The following is a 22,328-nucleotide window of genomic DNA, read 5'->3' as shown; positions in this document are numbered from 1 at the left end:
GGTCCATGAACACGAAGTCGGACACGTCGAACGCGTCGAACGCGGAAGCGGTTACGAAGGCGGGCAAGAAGGCACAGGCACGCGCGGCGGGGCGCGAGAACGACAAGGCAACGACGCGGGCGCCCGCGGAGGTCGAGGTCGAGCTGCCGGCCCCGCGCGGTACGGGCCTCTCGCGACGGCTCTGGGTGGAGGAGCCGGCGATACGGCGCCGGATGCCCGACCCGGTGCGGACGGCGGCGGTGCGCGCCGTGATCATCGCGTCGGTGACGCTGACGCAGGCGATGGTGGCGTTCTTCTGTACGCTCGCGGGCTCGTGGCTGGCCTTCCCCATGGTGCTGAGCAGCGTGGGCAGCACGGTGGTCGCGACATGGGGGGTGCTGGACGTGTGGGTGACGCGTCAGGTGTGGAACCAACGCCATGGCGTGGTGTCGGTGCCGAGCAGCACGGCACGGCAGTTGCGCCGGGAGCGCCGCAGGGCGAGGCGTACGGCGCGGACGGCGGAGCGTGACGGCGCGCGGATACGACGCCGGGGCGCCGGCAGGCTCTCCGAAGCCTGAACGCGTGTGCTGAGCCCGTCCGGCGATCGACGACCGGCCGGACCCGGGCGGGTCCGGCCGGTGCCTACTCCTCGTCCGGTGACGGGGCTGTCCTCGCCGTGGCGGTGCTCGCGGCCGTCGCCGTGGGCGTGGCCGTCGCCGTGGGCGTGGTCGCGGCCGTCGTCGCGGACTGGCTGCGTTTGAACATGCGCGTCGCCGTGATCTCGCCGTGCACCGTCTCGCCGTCCGGGTCCTGTTGGGGAAGCCCCGGCCGCAGATGCTCCTCGACGCTGATGTATTTGAGTCCCGCCCGCAGATCGGCGTCGTTGCGCAGCCGGATCACCAGGGGGAATTCGGCCAGTGCTGTCGTGTCGAAGAGGCCGGTCGTGTAGAGGAGTTGGACGCCCAGCGCGTCGGAGACGGCGCGCTGGAGCTCCAGCAGATAAGTGGCGTTGGCGCGGCCGATCGGATTGTCGAGGAAGAGCGTGCCGGCGTGCCGGTGCTTGTCGCGGCCCCGGTCGTTGCTGCGCAGCGCGGCCATCGTGCAGTAGAGGGCGATCGCGGCGGTGAGCAGCTGGCCGCCGGAGAAGACGTCGCCCATCTGCCCGACCGGGACCCGCTCGGCGCGCAGCACGGCGTCCGGCTTGAGGATCTCGACGGCGATGCCCTTGGGCTGGAGGGCCGCCTGGACGCCGCGCAGGAGCAGGGACATGCCGTCCCTGCGGAGGTCGGAGTTCTTCTTCAGGGCGGCGCGGGTCGCCTCGTCCACGACCTCGCCGAGCCGTTCGGTGAGGGTCGCCTGGTCGGGTTCCTCGAAGCGGATCCGGAGGAATTCCTGGCCGGACCACTCCCCCAGCCCTTCGGGCAGCCGGGACAGCCGCTGCGCCGAGCGCAGGGTCGTGAGCGCGGATTCCACCAGTCCCCGCAGCCGGTCGACGATGGAGTCGCGGTTGCGTTCCAGCTGCTCCAACTCGTCGGTGAGCACGCGCAGCCGGGGCGCGAAGGCGCCGGCCCACTTCGCGGCGTGGTCGGGCAGCGCCGCCGCCGGCAGTTCGCGGATCTGCTGGCGGGCGGGGGTGCGTACCTGCTCGTAGCGGGTGGCGTTGGCGTGCCGTACGAGAATGTCGCTCGCCTCTCGGACGGCTGCCTCGGCGGCGGACAGGTCCGTGGCGCAGCCGCGCAGCGAACGGCGGGCCTCGGCTGCGGCGTTCCGGGCCTCTTCGATCGTTCCCGGGTAGGGCTCCGGCTCTTGAGGCGCCTGGTCGGTGTCCTCGTCGGCCGAGCCCCTGAGCAGATCGCTCAGGAGGGCCGCCGTCTCGTCGAAGCCGCCTGTCGCGTCCTCGGCGGTGCGGTGGGCGTGCAGCAGTTCGCCGTGCGCGGCGCGGGCGGTGTCCAACGCGTCGGTGCGGGTGGCGAGTTCGCCGGTGGCGGTACGGAGCAGGGTCTGGGCCTGTTCCACATCGGTGGGGACCTGGCTGTCGGGCAGGTCGGTGTGCGTCCCGCCGTCGGCGGGGGCGAGCCGCTCGGCCTCGCCGCGCAGCCGCCCCAGGTGCTCGCTGGCGGCCGAGGCGCGTGACTCCAGCATCTGGACGAGCGATTCGGCGCGGGCCGCCGCGGCCTGCCGGGACGGCCCGTCCGCGCCGTCCGTGCTCTCCAGGAGCTGGGCGGCGCGGGTACGGACCTTGTTGCTGAGCCGGTCCAGTTCGGCGAGGGCGGCGCCTTCGTCGCTCTCGGCGTGGGCCTGTTCGGCGCGCAGGTCGGCGCCGACGCCGACCTTCTCGTACAGCTGCGAGGCGGCGCGGTAGGCCTCGCGCAGCGCGGGCAGAGCGGTACGCGGCGCGTCTCTGTCGGGCTCCGGCAGATTCTCGGGCGCGCCGGCGATCTCGGCGCGTTCGGCCCGCAGCGCGCGGGCCGTACGGCGGGCGTCGTCGGCGGCGCGCTGGGCGGCGCGGCGGTCCTCGTCGGCGGCGCGGGCCCGGTCCAGGCAGGCGGTGGCGCGGGCTTCGGACTCCGCCGTGTCGTCGGCCAGCGCGCGGAGCTTGACCTGCCAGCCGGCCCGTTCACGCAGCCGGAAGGCGAGGCCCGCGAGTGCGTCGGCGACCCGGCGGGCGCGCTGGGCGGCCTCTTGGCGTTCGTCGCGTGCCCGCGCGGTGTCGGCGGCGGCCTCGTCCGCCTCCGTCCGGACCGTACGGGCCTCGGCGAGCTCGGCCCCGGCTGTCCGCGCGACGTCGTCGGCCGTCCGCGCGGTCTCGGCGAGTTCGGTGAGTCTGCCGGGCGCGCAGGTGGCCCGCCAGGAGCCGAGGCGCGCGGCGATGGCCCGGTCGGCGGAGAGCCGGGCCGACAGGGTGCGGATCTCCTCGTCGCGTGCGGTCGACTTGGTGCGCAGGGACTGCCGTTCGGCGTCGGCCGCGTGCTCGTCGTGCATGGCCGGGTTGGGCGGGACGAGGAAGACGCCGGTGTCCTCGCCGCCGGCCTCGCCGCCGTACGGGCCGGGGCCCGGCACCGGCGCGAGCAGCGCCGCCGCCGTACCGACGGCGACGGTCGAGCGCGGCAGGAGGGCGGCGCCGGAGAGGACTTCGCGTGCGCGGGCGTGCGAGGCGGGTTCGGTAATGACGACGCCGTCGACCAGCTCGGGCCGGGCGGCGAGGACGGCGGCGTGGTCGGCTGGGTCGACGGCCTGGGCGAGATAGCGCCAGCCGGGGAGGGCCGGGATGCCGTGTTCGCCGAGATATTCGACGGTGGCCAGTACGTCGGGGCCCGGCGGCAGCAGTCCGCCGTCGCCGAGCGCGCCGAGGATGCGGGAGTCGTCGGCGGCGGCCGTACGCAGGTCGAACAGCTGGCGCTCGGCGGCGGCGACGCCCTGGTCGAGGAGTTCGCGCAGTTCGTCGGCGTACCTGTCCAATTCCTCGGCGGTGAGGGGTCCTTGACCCGTGTGGGCCGGCGCGCCGGCCGTCCGGGACAGTTGCCCGACCGCGGTGCCGGTCCCGTCCGTGGTACCGGTCCCGTCCGGTCGCTTCGTGCCGCCCGTACCGCCGCTGCCCTGTGGGGCCGCTTCCGAGGAGGCGCCGGCGCCCGGTCCCGCGGCGGGACCGGGCGGGCCTTCCGCGCCACCCTGGGCGGCGCTGCGCGGCCCTGGAACGCCCGCTCGTGGTGGTGCGCCGGGCAGGCCGAGGAGTTCGGTGAGGCGTTCCTCCTCGGCGATCGACTCGGCGGTACGGCGCTCCGCCTCGTACTCGTGCTCGGCGGCGCGGGCGGCGTCGACGGCGCGGGCCTCGGACAGTTCGGCGCGGGACTCGGCCGCCGCCGCTTCCCTGGCCCGGTCCGCCGCCGTACGCGCGGCCTCCCTGGCCGTGTCCCAGGCGGCGACCGTGGACTTCTCCGCGTCGCTCGCCGCGAGCGCGGCGCGTGCCGGGTCGGCGTCGGGGGCGGTGTCGTCGAGCCAGCCGGCCCGTACCGCCTCGGCGGTCTCCTGCTCGACCTCGGTCAGCCGCTGGCGCAGATGGCCGGTCTCACTGCGGGCGCGCTGCGCCTCGGTGGCCGCCGCCGTCGCGTCGCGGTGCGCGGCCTCGCCGACCTCCTGGAGGGCGGCGGAGCGCTCCTCCTCCTCGTTGGCCAGGCTCTCGCCGTCGGCGGCGGCGGAGTGCAGCGCGCGGACGAGGTCGGCGGCGGCGGTGGCGCGGGCGGCCAGGGCGGGCGCCGCGTCGCGCTCGGCCTCGCGGATCGCGACGGCGACGCGCGCCGAGCGGTCGGCGGCGGCACGGTGCCGCAGGACGTTCTCGGCGGCCTGCCAGGCGGAGTGGAGCGTCCGGGCGTCGCTCAGCTCACGCCGCTGGGCCGCGGCGGCCTTCTCGGCGACGGTGAGGGCCAGGGAGGCATGCCGGTAGGCCAGTTCGGCGGCGATGAGCGCGCTGCGACCGCGCGCCCGGTCGGCCTCGGTGACGGTGTGGGCCGCGGCGGTGACCTGTTGGGCGAGGTCGCCCACGCGGTCGCGTTCGACGGCGGCGCGGGCCGTGAGCCGACGGGCGAGCGTGCGGGTGCGGCGCTCGGCACCGGCATGGATGTCGCGGGCGCGGGAGCGGGAGTCGGCGGCGTCGACGATCCGGCCGAGCAGATCGACGGAGCCCGCCGTGAAGTCCCGCTCGGCGGTCAGCTCGGCGCGACGGCCCAGCTTGTTGCCGAAGCCGCCGACGAGGTCGGCGAGCCCGTCCGTGTCGCGGGTGTCGGTGACGGCGCGCAGCAGCAGATCGGTGAAGTCGGAGTCCTTCTTCACCGCGAAGAGCCCGGCGGCCTCGCCCTCGTCGGCGTTCATCTCCCGCTGGTAGCGGAACAGTTCGGGGTCGAGGCCCAGCTCTCCGAGGTGCTCGATCCAGCGGTCGTGGATCTCTTCCCAGTGCACGTCCAGGTGCGGATACGCCTTGCCCGCCTCGGTGATGGCGTCCCGGAACCCCTTCATGGTGCGGCGCCGGCCCTTCGCGCCGGAGACGCCCTCCACCGGCCTGCGGACGGCGGTCGACTCGGCGACCGGCAGCGAGTCGAGGCTCAGCCCGGGGCCCGGCCGGAAGGAGTACCAGGCCTCGGCGAACTTGCGCGGGTCGTTGGACACCTGACGGCCGCGCCACTCGCTGGCCTTGCCGACGACGACCAGCTCACCGGTGAGGGTGTGCTGCCATTCGAGGGCGACGTGGCCGCAGTCGTCGGCGAGCAGGAACTTGCGCAGGACGCCGGAGCTGGCGCCGCCGAGGGTGTTGCGGTGGCCGGGCAGCATGACCGAGAAGATCAGCTTGAGCAGGACGGACTTGCCGCCGCCGTTCTCCAGGAAGAGCACACCGGCCGGGGCCGGGCGGCGCGGCGGGCCGACCGGCTCGTCCTCGAAGAACTCCGCCTGGGTGGGGGCGGGGTGGGGCACCGGCTCGCCGACTCCGCGCAGGTCGAGCACGGTGTCGGCGTAGCGCGCACCGGCAGGCCCGATGGAGTAGAGGCGGACCCGGGACAGCTCGTACATGGCGGCGGACTCTCGTCGTGGTCAGGGCCGGATGATGACCGGCGGGGTGGGGGCGGGGGCTGCTGGGCCGCGGCGCTGCCGGGCCGCTCAGGAGTGGAACGGCAGTCCGGCGTCGGCGACCAGGTCGAGGTCGTCCGGGTCGGGTGGGGGGAGCAGCGTGGCCGAACCGTCGGTGACCGGGACGACGCCCAGGGCGAGCAGTTCGGCCATGGCGGCGCTGCCTGCCATGTCGCGGACCTGGAGCTGGTAGCGGGCCGTGGTGCGGTACGCGCCTCCGGCGTCGTCGCCGGTGCGGTGCAGGAAACCGGAGTCGGTGAGGAAGGCCATGGCCTTGCCGATGATGCCGGTGGTGGAGCCGGCGAGGCGGCGCGCGTCCTTGGTGGCGCCGGTCGCGCTGCGGCGCGCGTAGATGCGCCAGGCCGATTCGAGGCCGGGGGCGTCGGTCGCCGGGTCGGTGTTCTCGCCCTGTTCCTCGGCCTGTTCCTCCAGCCTGCGGCAGGCCTGCCGTACGAAGGCGTCGACGCCGTTGACGGTGATGCGGCCGATGTACCCGTCGTCGGCGAGATCTTCGGGACGGGGGAAGGCCATGGCGGCGACGGCGAGATGTGCCAGGCCGTGCAGGAATCGGTCGGCGGAGTCGGTCGAGGCGCGGCGGGCGTAGTCGCCCATACGGACGGCGAACACGGAGTCCTCGCCCGCCGTCACGGCCATTCCGGCGCGCGGCGAGACTTCGAGGACGACGAGACCGAGGCCGGTGGCGACCGCGTCGGCCAGCCGCGCGAAGGCCGGCTCCTCGCGGTAGCGGCGCAGCAGGTCGGCGTATTCGGCGTCACGCGCGGGCAGCAGTTTGGGCTGGAGTCCGAAGGAGACGAGGCGGGCGGCGTCGGCCGCGTCGGCGGGGGTGACGGCCCCGCCCGGCGCGGGGACGGCCGCTCGGGCGGCCTCCGTGCTGCCCGGCTCGCCCCACGCGGCGGCGTGCTCTGCCTGGTGGTCGCTCACGGGCGGTGCTCCTTGCTGAGGGTGGTCCTGTCGCGTTTGGTACCAGGGCCGGGCCGGGGGCCGGGGGCGGTACCGGCTTGCGTCGCACGGGGCACGACCGGGCCGGCCGGCCCGGTGCGCGTCATGCCGCCTCCGTACGGTCGGCCGTCATGCCCGCGGCGTCCAGCAGAGCCGTGCCCACTATCAGGTCGGCACCGCCGAACTCCTCGTCGTCGAGGGGAGTGCCGTCGTCCACGGCGAACAACAGCCGCTCCTCGCCCTGCCGGTAGGCCGTACCGACCGGCGGACTGGCCGCGTGGATCGCGAGCAGCGCGACCAGGTAGGGCAGGTCGGGATCGCGGCGGCGGGCCTCGGCGAGCAGGCCGGAGAGTCTGCGCGGCGCGTCGTGCTCCAGGTCGAGCAGCTCCATCGCGCCCGCCAACTGCTCCTCGCTGAAGCGGCTGTCGTCGGGTGTCGCGATCAGATCGGGCTCGGGCATCTCCGCGCCGAGGTGCTCCCGCTCCACGGGAGGGGTGAGCAGCAGGTCCACGAGGTCGCCGACCCGCACGGACGCGGGCGTGCGCAGCCCGGTGCCACGGGCGAAGAACGCGTCGGTGACCCGGCTCGCCCGGTCGACCGACAGCGGGAGGAGCGGGGCGACGAGTTGGCCGTACAGATCGAGCCCCGTGCGGGTCGTGGGCTCGGCGAACGCCTGGCGGTCCTGCTCGGCGCGGAACAGCGGGCCGGCCTCCAGCAGCCGGGACTGGAGCTGGGTGTGTCTGCGGATGCAGTCCTTGACGATGTCGACCAGCTCGGCGGCACGCCGCTTGTGCTCGGCCGTCTTCGGGTCGGCGCCGGTCTCCGCCTCGTCACGGGACTTGCGGATGTTGTTGAGGATCGCGTTCTCGTGGCGGTAGCGGTCGGCGACATGGTCGAGCGCTTCGGCGATCATGTCGGGCACGGCGTTGAGCCAGTCGACCGCGCGGACGTTGCGCCGGGTGGCCTCCAGGGTCCTGCGCAGCGTCTCCGCGTACTGCACGGTCCGGTACCGGGCCTGTTCGGCGGCGAGTTGGGCGTCGGCGAGCCGCCCTCTGTTGATCAGCACCTCCAGCTTGACCTCGGCGGCGATCTGCGCGCTGGTGACATCCGTGTCCAACGCGCCCACCAGCACGTTCACCGCCTCGTCGGTGGTGCGCAGATAGACGCTGCCGCCGTGGCCGGGGACTTCCTCGATGAGTTTGAAGTCGTAGTCGCGGCGGGTGTAGACGCCGTCGGCGCCGAACGTGCCGTACACGGCGCGGAATCCGCGGTCGACGCTGCCGACGTTGATCAGATTCTCCAGCACCCAGCGGGCCACCCGCTCGTGCTCGGTGGCCGGGCGGTGCGGCGCCTGGGCGGCGACGCGCGGCAGGAGTCTGGCCACTATCTGCTCGTGGTCCGCGCCGGTGTCGAAGTCCATGTTGAGCGTCACGAGGTCGATCGCCGAGAGCGCGACCTCCGCCATCGCGTAGACGGAGTACTCCCCCGCGAGATTGGCCTTGCGGGTGTCGAGGTCGTGCAGCGGGGCGGTGCACGCGAGCGCGCGCAGTCGCCGCGCCAGCCCTTCGTCGGCGGCCGGGCCCTGGGCGAGCCGCGGCCCCGCGCTGAGCTGGGGCGGAACGGGGTCCGTCGAGGCAGGCGAAGTCACGTTGCACAGATTAGGTCCTCGGACTGACAACGGTCGAAACGACGCAGAAGCCCCAGCGACTCGCGCGGTCGGCCCGCGGTGCGGGCGACCGGCCACCGGCCCGCCGTATCCCGCGAGTTCACTCCGGCGTGCCGTATCCCCCGCCGCCCGGGGTGCGCAGCACCAGTACGTCGTCCACGGCCACGGCCACCGAGTCGACCCCCCTCAGCGGCATCCGGGTCCCGTCGGCCCGCTCCACCTCGTTGCCGCCCACCTCCCCGGGTTCGCCGCCCGCCATGCCGTACGGCGGAACCGTGCGGTGCCCGGTCAGCAGCGTGACCGTCATGGGCTCCAGGAAGCGGATGCGCCGTACGACTCCGTTGCCGCCGGTCCAGCGGCCACGGCCGCCGCTGCCGTCCCGGACGGCGAACGCGTCGACGCGCACCGGATAGCGCCATTCGAGTACTTCGGGGTCGGTGAGACGGGAGTTGGTCATGTGGGTCTGGACCGCGTCGGCGCCGTCGAAGCCCTCCCCCGCGCCCGATCCGCTCGCCACCGTCTCGTAGTACTGGACCCGTTCGTTGCCGAAGGTGAGGTTGTTCATCGTGCCGGAGCCTTCGGCCTGCACGCCCAGCGCCGCGTACAGCGCTCCCGTCACGGCCTGCGAGGTCTCCACGTTGCCGGCCACCGTCGCCGCCGGGAACGCGGGCGACAGCATCGAACCCTCGGGCACCCGCACGTCCAGCGGCGCGAGACAGCCGCTGTTGAGCGGGATGTCGTCGGCGATCAGTGTCCGGAAGACGTACAGGACCGCCGCCATCACCACGGATTTGGGCGCGTTGAAGTTGCCTTCCTGCTGCGGTGAGGTGCCGGTGAAGTCCACGACCGCGCTGCGGGCGTCGCGGTCGACGCGCACGGCGACCGCGATGACGGCGCCGTTGTCGGTCTCGTAGCGGTAGGTCCCGTCGCTCAGCCCGGTGATGATGCGGCGTACGGACTCCTCCGCGTTGCGCCGTACGTGCCCCATGTAGGCGTTGACGACGTCGTAGCCGAACTGCTCGGTCATCCGGCGCAGTTCGGCGATGCCCTTCTCGTTGGCGGCGATCTGGGCGCGCAGGTCGGCGAGGTTGGTGTCCGGGTCGCGGGAGGGGTACGGCGCGGTGGCGAGCAGTTCGCGTGTCTCGGTCTCACGGAGCCTGCCGTCGCGGACGAGGAGCCAGTTGTCGAAGAGCACGCCCTCCTCGTGGATGGTCCGGCTGAAGGCGGGCATCGAACCCGGCGTGATGCCGCCGATCTCGGCGTGGTGGCCGCGCGAGGCGACGAGGAAGCGCAGGTGTTCGCCCTGTTCGTCGAAGACGGGTGTCACCACGGTCACATCGGGCAGATGGGTGCCTCCGTGGTAGGGGTCGTTGACGGCGTACACGTCGCCGGGACGGAGCGAGTCCTTGTCGCGCTTCAGCACCTCCTTGATGGATTCGCCCATGGAACCGAGGTGGACGGGGATGTGCGGCGCGTTGGCGATCAGGTTGCCGTCGGCGTCGAAGAGTGCGCAGGAGAAGTCGAGCCGCTCCTTGATGTTGACGGAGTGGGCGGTGTTCTCCAGCCGTACGCCCATCTGCTCGGCGATGGCCATGAAGAGGTTGTTGAAGACTTCGAGCAGTACCGGGTCCACGTCCGTGCCCGCCGCGACCCTGCTGGGGCGGGGGCGTACCCGGGTCAGGAGCAGGTGCCCGAGGTCGCCGACCGCCGCCTGCCAGCCGGCGTCCACCACGGTCGTGGCGTCGGCCTCGGCGATCATCGCGGGGCCTTCGACGGTGTCGGTGGGCCGCAGGTCGGCGCGCCGGTGGAGCGGGCAGTCGCGTTCGGTGCCGTCGACGAACATCCGTACCCGCGCGGGCGGCGCGGACCCGTCGCCGCCTTCTACCGAGGTCGCCTCTTCCGCTGACTCTTCCGCTGACGTCGCCCCGGCCGCGTACGTACCGTGCGACTCGGCCTTCCCGACGGCTTCGACCGACACGGCCTCGACCACCAGGGGCTTGTCCATGGTGAAGGCGTAGCGCGAGCGGTGTTCGCTCTCGAAGGCCGCCGTAATGTCGGCGACGGTGCCGAGGGGCACCGCCAGGCTCGCGTCCGTCCCGGCGTACCGGAGCAGCACACGCGCGTGGGTGGTGATCGCGGCATCCGGGACGGAGTCGGCGCGCAGTTCGGCGCGGGTGCGCTCCGCGAGGGCGGCGCACATGTCACGTACCCGGCCGGGCGTGTCACCGTCCACGCCGCCCTCCCCGGCGCCGAGTTCGGCCTCCACCGACTGCTCGCGCATGGCGGTGGCGTCGGCGAGCCCGATGCCGTACGCGGAGAGGACCCCGGCGAGCGGCGGCACGATCACCGTGTCGACGCCGAGCGCGTCCGCGACGGCGCACGCGTGCTGGCCGCCCGCGCCGCCGAAGCTGGTGAGGGCGTAGCGGGTGATGTCGTGGCCGCGCTGGACGGAGATCTTCTTGACGGCGTTGGCCATGTTCAGCACGCCGATCTCCAGGAAGCCGGCGGCGACCTGGGCCGGTTCGCGCCGTACGCCGGTGGCCTTCTCGACCTCGTCGGCGAGCGCGGCGAAGCGCTCACGCACCACGTCGGCGTCCAGCGGCCGGTCGCCGTCCGGGCCGAACACCGCGGGGAAGTGGTCGGGTTGCACCCGGCCGAGCATCACGTTGGCGTCGGTGACGGTGAGCGGGCCGCCCCTGCGGTAGCAGGCGGGGCCAGGCACGGCGCCGGCCGAGTCGGGGCCGACGCGGTAGCGCTGGCCGTCGAAGTGCAGCACGGAGCCGCCGCCGGCCGCGACGGTGTGGATGTTCATCATGGGCGCCCGCATCCGGACCCCGGCGACCTGGGTGCCCAGCTCGCGCTCGAACTCCCCGGCGTAGTGGGAGACATCGGTCGAGGTGCCGCCCATGTCGAAGCCGATGACACGGTCGAAGCCCGCCTGTCCGGAGGTACGGGCCATGCCGACGACGCCGCCGGCCGGTCCGGACAGCACGGCGTCCTTCCCACGGAAGTGGGCGGCCTCGCGCAGCCCTCCGTTGGACTGCATGAACATCAGCCGGATGTCGCGGAGTTCGGAGGCGATCTCGTCGACGTAGCGCCGCAGGATCGGGGAGAGGTACGCGTCCACGACGGTGGTGTCGCCGCGCGGCACCAGTTTGATCAGGGGGCTGACTTCGTGGGAGGAGCTGACCTGGGTGAAGCCCGCCGCGCGGGCCGCTTCGGCGACGGCGCTCTCGTGGCCGGGGTGACGGTAGCCGTGCATGAGGACGACGGCGGCACTGCGGAAGCCGTCGTCGTACGCCTCCCGCAGCCGCGCGGCGACGGCCGCCGTGTCCAACGGCCGCACGGTGGCGCCGTGCGCGTCGACACGTTCGGGAACCTCGATGACGCGCTCGTAGACCGCTTCCGGCAGCACGATGTGACGGTCGAAGAGACGGGGGCGGTTCTGGTAGGCGATCCGCAGCGCGTCGCCGAAGCCCTCCGTGACGAGGAGGACGGTCGGCTCGCCACGGCGCTCCAGCAAGGCGTTGGTGGCGACGGTGGTGCCCATCTTGACGACGTCGATCCGGTCGGCGGGCACCGGATCGTCCGGTGCCACGCCGAGCAGCAGCCGGATCCCGGCCACCGCCGCGTCGTCGTACCGCTCCGGGTCGTGCGAGAGCAGCTTCCGTGTGACGAGACGTCCGTCGGGCCGCCGCCCCACCACGTCGGTGAAGGTGCCGCCACGGTCGATCCAGAATTCCCAGCGCCCAGTCATCCGCCCATTCTCGCAAGCGGAGCGTCCGGCGGCAGCGCTGCCGGCGCGCGGGACCGGGTGTGCTCGGCGCGCGGGACAGGCTGTCTCCCCCGTGGTGTCGCCGCCCCCGCCCGGTGCGTCCGGGCGGGGGGCGCTGTCAGACGGCGGGCGCGTCCGGCCCGATCCGGCTCCGTACGGCGGTCTGCACCTCGGCCTCCTCGGCCGGATCCGCGGCGAGCCGCCGCAGCCGGTCGGCCACCCGCACGTCGCCGGTCTCGGCGTGGAGCGCGGCGACCTCTCTGGTGGTCTCCTCGCAGTCCCAGAGGCATTCGACGGCGAACCCCGTGGCGTACGAGGGGTCGGTGGCCGCCAGTGCCCTGGCCGTACGCCCGCGCAGTTGTGAGGAGGCCGTCTCCCGGTACACATGTCGCAGTACGGGTGCGGCGCAGCCGATGCCGAGCCGTCCGGTGCCGTCGACGAGGGTCCACAGCCGGGGCGCGTCGGGTCCGTCGGACCGTACGGCCTCGCGCAGTGCGCCGAGGACGAGTTGGGTGTCCTGCGCGCCGCCACGGGAGGCGAGGACACCCGCCGCAGAGGCGCCGAGGGCGTCGGGCCGGTGCACCCAGCCGCGGGCCCGGTCGACAGCCGCCTCGCCGCACATCCGCTCGAAGGCGGCGACGGCGGCTTCGGCGAGGGACTGCGACGGGTCGGTCGCCGCGGTCTCGATCAGGTCCAGCACGGCGGGGTCGCGGGCCTCGGCGAGATAGTGCAGCGCGGCCGAGCGTGCGCCGTCGGGGGCGCTGCGGCCGGCTTCGACGATCGCGGCGCGGTCATCGGGTCCGGCGACCGCGGTCAGGCAGCGGGCGGCGGGTACGTGCAGGGTCGTGCCCCGTTCGAGGCCGTCCTGCGCCCATTCGAAAACGGCCTGGACGCTCCAGCCGGGGCGCGGTCCGGTCGGCCGCATCTGCTGCTGCCACCGGTCGAAGGAGCCCTGTTCCTGGGCCGCCCTGACGCGGGTGGCGACCGCCTCGCGCGGGTCGTCGGCCCAGAGCCGCCAGGGCCGGGGCTCGAAGGCGCCCTGGACGGCGGTCGCCAGCTCCGCGTCGCCCTCGGCCGTCGCGGGGAATCTGGCGAGGATCGGCGGGGCGAGCGACCGCAGACCCGCGTCGTCGTCGCGCAGCGCCAACTCGTCGAGCGCCCAGGTCCAGTTGGATCCCGACCTGGCGTACCGGCGCAGCAGCTCCAGGGCGTCGTCTCTTCCGTAGGAGGCGAGGTGGCCGAGTACGGCGAGGGTGAGCCCGGTGCGGGATTCCTCCGTGTCGAAGTGGTCCTCGACACGGAAGAGGTGGTGTTCGAGCGGTTCGAGATCACCGTGGAGGTCCAGGTAGAGACGTGCGTAGTAGAGGGAGCGGTTCTCGACCTGCCAGTCGTGGCGCGGGTCGTTCATCACGCAGTGGTTGAGGGCGGTGAGCGCCTCGGCGCGGGGTGCGGCCAGCGCGTGCAATGTGCCGTCGCCGCGCCCCCTTTGCAGCAGGCCGAGCAGCGTGCCGCTCGGCGCTATGACTGGATCGAACATGGGGAGTGCCTCACATCAAGCTGTCGACGCAACCGGAGGGTGGGGATGCCTAGGCTGCCTAGGCCCTGTCGTCGAAGTCCCGCCTGGCCTGCGGGCGGACGGCGCTACTTCGAAGACAGTGCCTAGGCCGCGCGACAACATCGCTCGACCGTCGTCTCCTGCTTGGTGTAGACCATCTTCCTCTGCCTCTCGTCGGTGGCCCTTTCCGGACCCGACGTCATGATGACCCACCCATTTCGCCACCGCGACCACATTTACGACGCCTCCTTTCACCGTGCTCCGAACAGCTCCAGCAGGTCCGTCTTCCCGAACATCCGCGCTGTATCCACGGCGGAGGGTGTTCCGGCCGCCGGGTCGGCCCCGCCGGTGAGCAGCGCGCGGATCACGGCGTCCTCGCCCTTGAAGACCGCGCCGGCCAGTGGCGTCTGCCCGCGGTCGTTGGCCCGGTCGGCCTCGGCTCCGCGCGCCAGCAGCGCCGCCACGGCGGGTGCGTGGCCGTGGTAGGCGGCGAGCATGACCAGTGAGTCGCCCCGGTCGTTGGTGAGGTTCGCGGGGACGCCCGCGTCCACGTAGGCGGCGAGCGTCTCGGTCTCGCCGCGGCGCGCGAGGTCGAAGACCTTCGTGGCCAGTTCGATGACATCGCTGTCGGGAGCCTCACCGTGGGAAGCATCACCTTCCGGTGCCGCGTCGGCCGGGGCCGCGTCGTCCGGTGCCTCGCTCATCGGTGAACCGCCTCTCACGCCGTTGACCTGGGACGCACGGCTGTGGAGCCGTACGAGTGAATCGACAGATTACTGCCCTGTGGACCGCTCCGGGGCGACGGAGGCCGCACTAAGCGGTACGCGGGCTTCCGCTGTCCGCCGGTTCAGTGAAATTCGACGGATTTCACCCACTTGCACCTTTTATCACATAGATACTTACTGTGAGCATGGAAGAACTCATGGTGACTGTCCCCCTCGACCAGGAGAACCCCTCATGATCCTGTCCATGTCAGGCGTCGTGCTGCTCGGAATCATCGTCTTCCTCTTCTTCAGGAAGGACGGACTCAAGGCGTCCCACGCGCTCGTCTGCGCACTCTTCGGCTTCTATCTCGCGGGCACAGCCATCGCCCCGAGCATCACGGCCGGAGGCGCCAGCCTCGCCGGCCTGCTGGGCGGGATCAAGTTCTGACCGCTTTCCACCCCTCCAGCACCTCCAGCACCTTTCGCACCTTCAGGAGACAGACGTGGCCCGGCGACCACTCCCCCGCATTCTGAGCAGCGGCAGCGCTCACATCGCTCGCAGCCGAGAGATGGCCCGCTCGGCCGCCGACAGCGCCACCGACGTCCTCCATCCGCTGATCACGATCACACGTGGTCTGCGTCTGCTGGCCGGCACCGGACGGCAGAAATGGGCCGCTACGCCCAAGGACCGGCGTGGTCCCGCGCTGTTCCTGGTCGCGGCCTGCGTCCTGGTGGTCGCGCTCGTCCCGAACGGACCACTGCTCGCCCTCATCTCGGTGATGGCGGTGGCCGGCTGGAAGGGCCGCGACCGTACGCCGGTGCGCACCGGGCCCGACGACGCGGAGCTCCAGCGCCTGCGCTCTCTTTACGAGGCGCTGGTGCCGTACTTCTCCGTGCCCGAGGACCCGAGTCCCCTCTTCGCCCACGGCGGCGAGTGGGACAAGGCGTTCGACGAGTACGAATTCGACGCCGACGGGCGTCTCACCCGGCTGCGGGTGTCGTACCCGCCGTACTTCCCCGACGGTGAGGACTCCTCCCGTGTCCGGATCGAGCACCTGCTGTACGCGAAGTCCGGGCGCGGCCGGGAGTATCTCTTCGACTGGAACGAGGAGGGCAACGTGCTCGTCATGAGCGTGCTGCCGCCGCTTCCCACCGCCATCGCCGCCCAGCGCTTCGTCACCGCCCCCGGCGAGACCGTGCTCGGCTTCACCGACGCCGACGCGGTCCGGCGCACCGTGCCGGTCGTGGAGGGCGACGAGACCCGTGACGCCCCTCCGGTGGTCTGGCGTACGGGAGCCCGCTCGACCGAGCCCCATCTGCTCGCCGTCGGGCGCCCGGGGAGCGGCACCACGAGTCTGCTCCGCTCGATCGCCCTCCAGGCGCTCGCGCACGGCGACGTCGTGATCGTGGAGGGCAACGGGACCGGCGAGTACGCCAGCCTCAGTGGGCGTACGGGCGTCCTCGCCGTGGAGTGCGGGCTCTCGGGCGCGCTGTCCGGTCTCGAATGGGCCGCCAACGAGACCGAACGGCGGCTGATCGCCGCCAACCGCGCCCGGCAGTCCGGTCACGCCGTGCCCGAGGACACCAAACGCCCGCTGTGGCTCCTGCTGGACCGGCCGAGCGCCTTCGCCCATCTGGCGGCCGCCGACGGGCGGCCCGATCCGCAGGAGCTGCTCCAAGTGCCGTTGCGGCACGGCCGGGCCGCGAATGTGACGGTGGTCGTGGCGGAGCAGTTCGACACCCTGGACGCGCTCAGCGAGACCGTACGGACGCACACCCGCGCCCGGGTCGTGCTGGGCGCCGCCACGCGCGAGGAACTGGCGGCGGTCCTCGGAGCGCCGCCGCACACGACTCCCACGCCGGAGATCCCGACCGGCCGGGGTTACGCGCGGCTCGGCACCGGACCGGTGCTCAGGCTCCAGGTCCCGGCGACACCCGATCCGTACGACGACGCCACGAGCGACGCGCACCGCCGGGCGGTGCTGGATCTGCTGCCGGAGCGGCACACGCCGCTCGACGGAACGACGGCCACCGCCGCCGGAGCGCCGGAATCGGACCCGGAGTCAGACCCGGAATCCGGCCCACCGGCCGAGGACGAGACGCAGGCGCACGCTCACGTCCAGGTGCAGCCGCAGCCGCAGCCGCAGCAACCGCGGCAGAGCCCCGCGCCGATGCCCGCCGCCGTACCGGCCGAGGGCTGACCGCCCCAAGCCGCACACGCGCCGCGCCCCGGTCAGGCGACGAACGTGCGCGGCATGTCCGTGCCGGCCCGCGCCCCGCTCTCCACGAGGCGGGCCGCCGCCGCCAGCCGGACGGCCGCCTCGTCGGCGACGGGGCCGCCGACGGTGAACGGCAGCCGCACGTACCCCTCGAAGGCCCCGTCGACCCCGAAGCGCGGCCCGCCCGGCACCCGTACACCGACCCGCTCGCCCACCTCGGCGATCCGCGAGCCGGACAGTCCGCCGGTGCGCACCCACAGCGTCAGCCCGCCGCGCGGCACGTCGAACTCCCAGCTCGGCAGCTCCCTGCGGACGGCGGTCACCAGCGCGTCCCGGTTCTCCGCGGCCTGGGCGCGCCGGATGCCGACCGCCTGCTCCCAATCACCGCCGCCCATCAGCCAGTTGATCGCGAGCTGTTCCAGCACGGGGGTGCCGAGGTCGGCGTAGGCGCGGGCGGCGACCAGGGAACGGATGACCTCGGGCGCGGCCCGTACCCAGCCGATGCGCATGCCCGCCCAGAACGCCTTGCTGGCGGAACCGACCGTGAGGACCGTGCTGCCCGCGGGGTCGAACGCGCAGACCGGCGGCGGCAGTTCGTCGCCCGGCCGGTCGCCGTCCACCTCCCCGTCCAGATACAGCTCGGACATCGTCTCGTCGACGACGAGCACGGTCCCCGCCGAACGCGCCGCCTCCACCAGTTGTCTGCGCTGGTCCTCGGTGGCCAGGGCGCCCGTCGGGTTGTGGAAGTCGGCGACGACGTAGGCGAGTCGGGGCGCCGCGTCCCGCAGCACCTGGCGCCAGCGCGGCAGGTCCCAGCCGGCCAGTCCCTCGGCCATGGCGACGGGAACGAGCCGGGCGCCCGCCTCGCGCATCAGTTGGAGGATGTTCGCGTAACTGGGCGACTCGACGGCGACGCGTTCACCGCGCCCGGCGAAGAGATGACAGATGGCGTCGATCGCGCCCATCGCGCCGGTGGTGACCATGATCTGCTCGGGCATGGTCGGAATACCGTGCGCCGTGTACCGGTCGGCGAGCGTCTGGCGCAGCGCGGGCAGCCCCGCCGGGTAGTCGCCGTGGGTGTGCGCGTACGGCGGCAGCTCCTCCAGCGCGCCCCGCACGGCGCGGGTGAGCCAGGGCTCGGGCGCGGTCAGGGCGGCGCAGCCGAGGTCGATCATCGAGCCGAGGGAGTCCGGCGGCAGCGGTTCGAGGCCGCGGGCGGGCAGCGGGTTCCCGGCCGGTACGGAGGTCCAGCTGCCGGCGCCCCTGCGTGATTCGAGAAATCCCTCGGCGCGCAGGGCCTCGTAGGCGGCGGCGACGGTCGTACGGCTGACGGAGAGCGCGAGGGCCAGCTCGCGTTCGGCGGGGAGCCGCGCGGCGACCGGCACGCGGCCTTCGAGGACGAGCAGCCTGACGCCGTCGGCGAGGGCCCGGTAGGCGGGCGGTTTGCGGGTGCCGGGGCCGGCGGATCGCGGCTGCTGGGCGTTGAGCTGCCGCGCGAGCTGTGCCGCTCCGACCGCCGAAGTCCACTGCGTCATCGAAATCAGTCCACCTTCCCCAAATTGGCCATGGTCGGCCTTCGCCACCCCGCCACAGAGTGACACGGACCAGTCCACTCGTTCCACTCCTGGAGGACAGCGCCTTGTCCATCACGCCCGCTCTCCGTGGGAAGCGGCTCCCCCGCCGGCTCGTCCAGCTCTACATCGGTCTGACGCTGTACGGCGTGAGCGCGGCCCTGCTGGTCAGGGCCGGTCTCGGGCTGGAGCCGTGGGGTGTGCTGCACCAGGGCCTGTCCGAACTGACCGGTCTGACCATGGGCGTCGTGTCGATCGTGGTCGGCGCGGTCGTGCTGCTCCTGTGGATCCCGATCCGGCAGCGTCCCGGGCTGGGCACGGTGTCCAACGTGTTCGTGGTCGGCATCGCGATGGACGGCGCACTGGCCCTCGTCCCGGCCGGCCACGGCCTCGCCGTACAGATTCCGCTGCTGATCGCCGGCATCGTCCTCAACGGCGTGGCCACGGGTCTCTACATCGCCGCCCGGTTCGGCCCCGGCCCCCGCGACGGTCTGATGACGGGGCTGCACCGGCTCACCGGCCGGTCGGTGCGGCTGGTGCGGACCGGGATCGAGGTGGCCGTCGTCGCCACCGGTTTCGTTCTCGGCGGTTCCGTCGGGGTCGGCACGATCGTCTACGCGCTGGCGATCGGGCCGCTCGCCCAGTTGTTCCTGCGCGTCTTCGTCGTCCCGCCGGCGGACGACGGCGGCACGGCCGTCGCCGGGGACTCCGCGGAGCGGGCCATACTTCGGCCGTGACTCCCGTACACCATCCCTATCTGGACCATCCGTCGCCGATCCCCTTCGCCCACCGGGGCGGCGCCGCCGACGGGATCGAGAACACGGCGGCTGCGTTCCGGCGCGCCGCCGGACTCGGTTTCCGCTACTTCGAGACCGATGTGCACACCACGGCCGACGGCCGGCTCGTCGCGTTCCACGACGCGACCCTCGACCGGGTCACCGATCTGCGCGGCCGGATCCGCGAGTTGCCGTGGAGCGAGGTGAGCCGGGCCAGGGTCGGCGGACGTGAACCGCTCGCGCTCTTCGAGGATCTTGTGGAGGAGTTCCCCGACGCCCGCTGGAATGTCGACATGAAGGCGGAGCCCGCCCTGCGCCCGCTGATCGAGCTGATCCGGCGGACGGACAGCTGGGACCGGGTGTGCGTGGGCTCGTTCTCGGAGGCTCGGGTCGCGCGGGCGCGCCGGCTGGCGGGCCCCCGGCTCGCCACTTCGTACGGCGTGCGCGGGGTGCTCGGCCTGCGGCTGCGCTCCTACGGAGTACCGGCGCCCGTCCGCGAGGGCGCCGTCTGCGCGCAGGTCCCGCCGGACCGGAGCGGTGTACGGGTGGTCGACGAGCGCTTCCTGAGGACGGCGCACGCCCGCGGTCTGAAGGTGCACGTCTGGACGGTCAACGAGGCGGATCGGATGCGGGCCCTCCTGGACCTCGGCGTGGATGGCATCATGACCGATCAACTGGATACGCTGCGCGCGGTGTTCACCGAGCGCGGGATCTGGCACTGACGGGTACGGATGCCCCCTACGGGGACGAATGAGGGGGCGCGGGGTGACCGCCGACACCGCGGACCTGACCGACGACGAGACGGGCCGCATACGTGAGCAGCGCGGCTGGTACTTCTACGACTTCGCGTGCTCCGTCTACTCGACGAGCGTCGTCACCGTCTTCCTCGGCCCGTATCTGACGTCCGTGGCGAAGGCCGCCGCCGACGCCGACGGTTTCGTCCATCCGCTGGGCATCCCGGTGCGGGCCGGTTCGGTCTTCGCGTACTCGGTGTCCCTCTCGATCGTGCTGGCCGTACTGCTGATGCCGCTGGCCGGCGCGGCGGCGGACCGGACGGGGCGCAAGAAGCCGCTGCTCGCCGTCGCGGCGTACGTTGGTGCGGCGGCCACGGCGGGCATGTTCTTCCTGGGCGGTGACCGCTATCTGCTGGGCGTCGTCCTGCTGATCGTGGCGAACGCCTCGCTGTCGGTGTCCATGGCGCTGTACAACGCCTATCTGCCGCAGATATCCACGCCCGGGGAGCGCGACGCCGTGTCCTCACGGGGCTGGGCGTTCGGCTACACCTCGGGCGCCTTCGTCCTCGTACTCAACCTGATTCTCTACACCGGCCACGAGTCGTTCGGCGTCTCGGAGTCGACGGCCGTACGGATCTGCCTGGCCTCCGCCGGTGTCTGGTGGGGCGCCTTCACGCTGGTGCCGCTGAGCCGGCTGCGCGACCGGCGGGTGGCGAAGGACGGAGGCGGCGCGGGCGAAGGATCGATCGGCACGGGCTGGCGCCAGTTGACGGCCACGCTGCGCGACATGCGCCGCCACCCCCTCACGCTCTCCTTCCTGCTCGCCTATCTGATCTACAACGACGGCGTGCAGACGGTGATCTCCCAAGCGTCGATCTACGGCTCCGAGGAGCTGGGGCTCGACCAGACGACCCTGATCACGGCCGTCCTGCTGGTGCAGATCCTGGCGGTGGTGGGCGCGCTCGGCATGGGCCGGCTGGCGCGGATCCACGGGGCCAAACGGACGATTCTCGCCTCGCTGGCCGTCTGGACGGCGATCCTGGGGGCCGGGTACTTCCTGCCCGCCGGGTCTCCCGTGTGGTTCTTCGGTCTGGCCGCCGCGATCGGCATGGTGCTCGGCGGGAGCCAGGCGCTGTCGCGTTCGCTGTTCTCGCATCTGGTGCCGCGCGGCAAGGAGGCCGAGTACTTCGCCGCGTACGAGATGAGTGACCGCGGGCTGAGCTGGCTGGGCCCCTTGGTGTTCGGCCTCGCCTATCAGGTCACCGGCAGCTACCGGGACGCGATTCTCTCCTTGGTGATCTTCTTCGTGATCGGGTTCGTGCTGCTGGCGAGGGTGCCGGTCCGCCGGGCCGTCGCCGAGGCGGGAAACCCCGTGCCGGAGCGGATTTAGACGTTGAAGTGAAAGCGCGGTAGTGTACGCCGTTGGCCTGTCAGCCGGACCGTTACTGCGTGTCACAGAAACGACAACGTCGGCTGACATCCAGCACCAGATGTGACAAACCGGGCGCTGGTGGGTACAACAAGGGGCGGCACGACGGCGACGTATGACCCGCGACGGGAATCTTTACCGCCGACCGGACGTTGACCGGATGACGACGACAGCGACACCTGTCCTGTGGGCGACAAGCCCGGGAGGCACGATTCATGAGTGAGCGAGCTCTCCGCGGCACGCGACTTGTGGTTACCAGCTACGAGACGGACCGCGGCATCGATCTGGCCCCGCGCCAGGCGGTGGAGTACGCATGCCAGAACGGCCATCGATTTGAGATGCCGTTTTCGGTAGAGGCGGAAATTCCGCCGGAGTGGGAGTGCAAGGCGTGTGGCGCCCAGGCACTCCTGGTGGACGGGGATGGTCCCGAGGAGAAGAAGGGCAAGCCTGCGCGTACGCACTGGGACATGCTCATGGAGCGGCGCACACGCGAGGAGTTGGAGGAGGTGCTGGCCGAACGGCTGGCCGTCCTGCGCTCCGGCGCCATGAACATCGCGGTGCATCCGCGGGACAGCCGAAAGTCGGCCTGACCCGCTCGGTACCGCCACAACAGCACATGCGAGAAGCCATGGGCCGCGACACACACAGTGTCGCGGCCCATGGCTTTCCGTGACTCTCCCCTGCGCTCTCCCGTTCGTGGCTCTCAGGGCGTCAGGGGCGGGCGGGGTCCGTCCTGGTCCGGGCCGCGGGGTGGCCGCGGCTCGTCGTTCTTGATGACCTCGCCCTGTACGACCTTGCCGTCCGGGCGGTTCATCCTGGCCTGCTGAGCCTGCTGGAAGGCGTCGCCGAGCCCGCCGGGCCCGGCGGCGCGCATACGGCGCTCCAGCGACCGCTCGGCCTTCCGGCTCAGTATCGACCGCACCGGCGGCAGCAGCAGGACCAGACCGACCGCGTCGGAGATCAGCCCAGGCAGCATGATCAGCAGGCCGCCCAGCATCAGGAAGCCGTTGCCTGAGCTGGTGTTCGCGCTCTCGTCGGCGTTCTCGGCGGCGCCGGGGTTCTGCTGCTGCCGCTGCGCCTGCTGAAGGGTCTCGGTGAGATTCCGGAAGGCCCGGCGGCCCGCCCGCTTCACGACCACCGAGCCCAGGATGCCCGCGCCGACCAGCAGCAACAGCACGGTCAGCCCGTTGGTCGCGCCGGCCACGACGGTCAGCAGCCAGATTTCGAGCACCAGCCAGAGAGCGATGCCCAGAGGGACAATTTTTCGAGCGCGTGAGCGCTGCGGAGCCACGGGGGGCGTTGCGCCGGTCGTCATGATTCCAGTGTGCCTGGGAGCCGCCCGCG

The 22,328-nt window shown here is 72.6% G+C and carries 15 protein-coding genes; 7 read left to right on the top strand and 8 right to left on the bottom strand.

What is annotated here, in order from left to right:
- Window positions 1-5: 5 nt before the first annotated feature.
- Entirely contained in the window at window positions 6-557 is a 552-nt protein-coding gene (locus OG700_RS33785) for a hypothetical protein (RefSeq protein ID WP_405620289.1), read from the top strand.
- A gap of 64 nt (window positions 558-621) precedes the next feature.
- Here OG700_RS33785 and OG700_RS33780 read toward each other — a convergent pair whose 3' ends face one another.
- The 6 genes from OG700_RS33780 to OG700_RS33755 form a co-directional block, all read right to left on the bottom strand.
- Window positions 622-5,538 (bottom strand): hypothetical protein, encoded by a 4,917-nt coding sequence (locus tag OG700_RS33780; RefSeq protein ID WP_405620287.1) that lies wholly within the window; start codon window positions 5,536-5,538, stop codon window positions 622-624.
- An 87-nt stretch (window positions 5,539-5,625) separates the two neighbouring features.
- Window positions 5,626-6,537, bottom strand: coding sequence for a hypothetical protein (locus tag OG700_RS33775; RefSeq protein WP_405620285.1), 912 nt, complete (start codon window positions 6,535-6,537; stop codon window positions 5,626-5,628).
- A 121-nt stretch (window positions 6,538-6,658) separates the two neighbouring features.
- Window positions 6,659-8,203 (bottom strand): hypothetical protein, encoded by a 1,545-nt coding sequence (locus OG700_RS33770; RefSeq protein ID WP_405620283.1) that lies wholly within the window; start codon window positions 8,201-8,203, stop codon window positions 6,659-6,661.
- Between the two features lie 118 nt (window positions 8,204-8,321).
- A complete protein-coding gene (locus OG700_RS33765) occupies window positions 8,322-11,978 on the bottom strand; it encodes a hydantoinase B/oxoprolinase family protein (protein ID WP_405620281.1) in 3,657 nt (1,218 codons plus the stop codon).
- Between the two features lie 136 nt (window positions 11,979-12,114).
- On the bottom strand, window positions 12,115-13,533 hold the full coding sequence (locus tag OG700_RS33760; RefSeq protein ID WP_405620279.1) for a HEAT repeat domain-containing protein: 1,419 nt from the start codon (window positions 13,531-13,533) through the stop codon (window positions 12,115-12,117).
- 269 nt (window positions 13,534-13,802) lie between these two features.
- Entirely contained in the window at window positions 13,803-14,255 is a 453-nt protein-coding gene (locus tag OG700_RS33755; protein WP_405620277.1) for an ankyrin repeat domain-containing protein, read from the bottom strand.
- A gap of 253 nt (window positions 14,256-14,508) precedes the next feature.
- Between OG700_RS33755 and OG700_RS33750 the strand changes: the two genes are divergently transcribed.
- Window positions 14,509-14,703: a hypothetical protein gene (locus OG700_RS33750; RefSeq protein ID WP_189109156.1), complete on the top strand. Its 195-nt coding sequence runs from the start codon at window positions 14,509-14,511 to the stop codon at window positions 14,701-14,703.
- Window positions 14,704-14,758: 55 nt separating this feature from the next.
- The gene (locus OG700_RS33745) at window positions 14,759-16,456 is read left to right on the top strand and encodes a hypothetical protein (protein WP_405620274.1); all 1,698 of its coding nucleotides are present in this window, start codon (window positions 14,759-14,761) and stop codon (window positions 16,454-16,456) included.
- Window positions 16,457-16,488: 32 nt separating this feature from the next.
- Here OG700_RS33745 and OG700_RS33740 read toward each other — a convergent pair whose 3' ends face one another.
- On the bottom strand, window positions 16,489-18,009 hold the full coding sequence (locus OG700_RS33740; protein WP_405620272.1) for a PLP-dependent aminotransferase family protein: 1,521 nt from the start codon (window positions 18,007-18,009) through the stop codon (window positions 16,489-16,491).
- 104 nt (window positions 18,010-18,113) lie between these two features.
- Here OG700_RS33740 and OG700_RS33735 point away from each other — a divergent pair, with 104 nt between their 5' ends.
- The 4 genes from OG700_RS33735 (at window position 18,114) to OG700_RS33720 (ending at window position 21,574) form a co-directional block, all read left to right on the top strand.
- Window positions 18,114-18,782: a YitT family protein gene (locus OG700_RS33735; protein WP_405620270.1), complete on the top strand. Its 669-nt coding sequence runs from the start codon at window positions 18,114-18,116 to the stop codon at window positions 18,780-18,782.
- Window positions 18,779-19,543, top strand: coding sequence for a glycerophosphodiester phosphodiesterase (locus OG700_RS33730; RefSeq protein ID WP_405620268.1), 765 nt, complete (start codon window positions 18,779-18,781; stop codon window positions 19,541-19,543). Before OG700_RS33735 ends, OG700_RS33730 begins: the two co-directional genes overlap by 4 nt.
- 43 nt (window positions 19,544-19,586) lie before the next feature.
- A complete protein-coding gene (locus OG700_RS33725; protein WP_405620266.1) occupies window positions 19,587-20,945 on the top strand; it encodes an MFS transporter in 1,359 nt (452 codons plus the stop codon).
- Window positions 20,946-21,199: 254 nt separating this feature from the next.
- A complete protein-coding gene (locus OG700_RS33720; protein ID WP_003959706.1) occupies window positions 21,200-21,574 on the top strand; it encodes an RNA polymerase-binding protein RbpA in 375 nt (124 codons plus the stop codon).
- Window positions 21,575-21,687: 113 nt separating this feature from the next.
- On the opposite strand, the gene fxsA is transcribed toward OG700_RS33720, so the two are convergent.
- Window positions 21,688-22,299 (bottom strand): FxsA family membrane protein, encoded by a 612-nt coding sequence (gene fxsA / locus OG700_RS33715; RefSeq protein WP_405620264.1) that lies wholly within the window; start codon window positions 22,297-22,299, stop codon window positions 21,688-21,690.
- Window positions 22,300-22,328: the final 29 nt, after the last annotated feature.

The organism is Streptomyces sp. NBC_01508, assembly GCF_045040315.1.
Classification (GTDB): Bacteria; Actinomycetota; Actinomycetes; order Streptomycetales; family Streptomycetaceae; genus Streptomyces.
Note: the sequence above shows the minus strand (reverse complement) of the source record. Positions and strands in the feature narration are given on the sequence as shown.

Coding starts and splice junctions, on each gene's coding strand:
- OG700_RS33755 (WP_405620277.1), bottom strand. CDS start 14,255: ATGAGCGAGGCACCGGACGACGCGGCCCCGGCCGACGCGGCACCGGAA.
- OG700_RS33720 (WP_003959706.1), top strand. CDS start 21,200: ATGAGTGAGCGAGCTCTCCGCGGCACGCGACTTGTGGTTACCAGCTAC.
- OG700_RS33750 (WP_189109156.1), top strand. CDS start 14,509: ATGATCCTGTCCATGTCAGGCGTCGTGCTGCTCGGAATCATCGTCTTC.
- OG700_RS33740 (WP_405620272.1), bottom strand. CDS start 18,009: ATGACGCAGTGGACTTCGGCGGTCGGAGCGGCACAGCTCGCGCGGCAG.
- OG700_RS33760 (WP_405620279.1), bottom strand. CDS start 13,533: ATGTTCGATCCAGTCATAGCGCCGAGCGGCACGCTGCTCGGCCTGCTG.
- fxsA (WP_405620264.1), bottom strand. CDS start 22,299: ATGACGACCGGCGCAACGCCCCCCGTGGCTCCGCAGCGCTCACGCGCT.
- OG700_RS33780 (WP_405620287.1), bottom strand. CDS start 5,538: ATGTACGAGCTGTCCCGGGTCCGCCTCTACTCCATCGGGCCTGCCGGT.
- OG700_RS33785 (WP_405620289.1), top strand. CDS start 6: ATGAACACGAAGTCGGACACGTCGAACGCGTCGAACGCGGAAGCGGTT.
- OG700_RS33765 (WP_405620281.1), bottom strand. CDS start 11,978: ATGACTGGGCGCTGGGAATTCTGGATCGACCGTGGCGGCACCTTCACC.